This is a genomic window from Psittacicella hinzii (assembly GCF_003585885.1).
In the GTDB taxonomy this organism is placed as follows: Bacteria; Pseudomonadota; Gammaproteobacteria; order Enterobacterales; family Psittacicellaceae; genus Psittacicella.
Genome location: NZ_NRHC01000153.1, coordinates 1 through 1,284, shown reverse-complemented (window position 1 = coordinate 1,284; position 1,284 = coordinate 1). Strand labels below are relative to the sequence as shown.

The window sequence follows — 1,284 nt, the reverse complement described above, 5'->3', positions numbered from 1 at the left end:
TTAAATTGTTAAAGAACTTTGTGTTGTCATTATCAAAACAACGAGAAGCATTTTAATATAAATAAATGAACTTGTCAAGTATTTATTTAAAATTTTCTTCTTTTAAATTTACTTACCTAGTAAGTAAATTTATCTGTCGCTTTCTGCGACAACGAGATCATTATAGAGAAACTCTAATTAATTGTCAAACTAATTTTTACAATTATTTCTTAACTCATTTAAAAATAGTCTAAAATCCCACTTCTAAATTTCTTAAGTTTTTTCTTAAAAGTGGATTTTAAACTATTTTTAATTTTAAATTCAAATTTTTGCTTTGATTTTAAATTCTGATTCGAACTTGGAGTTGATTTGGATTTTAAATTTAAATTTAAAATCCAATTTGACCTTTGGTTGTAAGCCTTATTTTTGGTTTTAAGTTTTAATTTTGGTTTTGATTTGAATTCTAATTTTTATTCGAACCCAAATCTTCATTTAAATTCTCTCTGAAACTATCTCTGATTAACTATTAATAGGGATTTCTTAAGAAAATTTAAATTTCAAAAGCTTCTCTATAAGGAATAGAGAAGCTTTGTACTACTTAAACTTATGCTAATGTACTACTGTGCTATATACTACGGCGCCACTAACCAGCCAAACGTTTCATCTCATATTCTACTTGCTGACAAAATGCTTGCCAGTACTTCATAGGTTCAGTAGCTATATCTTGCCAACGATCGATAAAGCTTAAGTAGATAAAACCAGCCATAAGTAAACTCGTAATTAAGCAAATAATTCCTTGTTTCTCGTTACTAGCCCACCACTTTAAGCAAGTACCACCTACAGGAAGAAAAATTGGAATTGGTTTCTTGTTGGGTAAATCTAGTAGTATGTGTAAAACTCCACCTGCACAGTAGGCAAATGGTAATAGCCACCATACCCCACCTTGGTAGAATTTATAACCCGCAAATACCATACAAGCTACCCAAAGTAGCAACCAGTGAGTAATAGTACGATGGGGAATGATACTGCGAATTTCTTGTTTTTCTCGATCAAACCATCGCATCTCTAAATAGTCAGGTGCCATTGAACCTTTATAAGTTAAGTAACCTGACACTATAGCTATTAAGTAAGGTACGTTAAACCAGTTAATCGCACCAATGGTGAGACAAACCCCAAGGTTTATCCCTGTAATCATATGTCCTTTACGATACATCTTGCTTCCTTAATTCTGCAGATTTATATGTTAAGTTTCAAGTTTAAGTATTCAATATTTAATTTAAAGTTCAGCTTCTAGCTTCTAGCTTC

At 31.0% G+C, this 1,284-nt stretch carries 1 protein-coding gene; it reads right to left on the bottom strand.

Translation table 11 applies throughout. From position 1 onward, the window contains the following. Nucleotides 1-622: 622 nt before the first annotated feature. Entirely contained in the window at nt 623-1,192 is a 570-nt protein-coding gene (locus CKF54_RS08015; RefSeq protein WP_262407835.1) for a metal-dependent hydrolase, read from the bottom strand. Nucleotides 1,193-1,284 lie beyond the last annotated feature (92 nt).

Coding starts and splice junctions, on each gene's coding strand:
- CKF54_RS08015 (WP_262407835.1), bottom strand. CDS start 1,192: ATGTATCGTAAAGGACATATGATTACAGGGATAAACCTTGGGGTTTGT.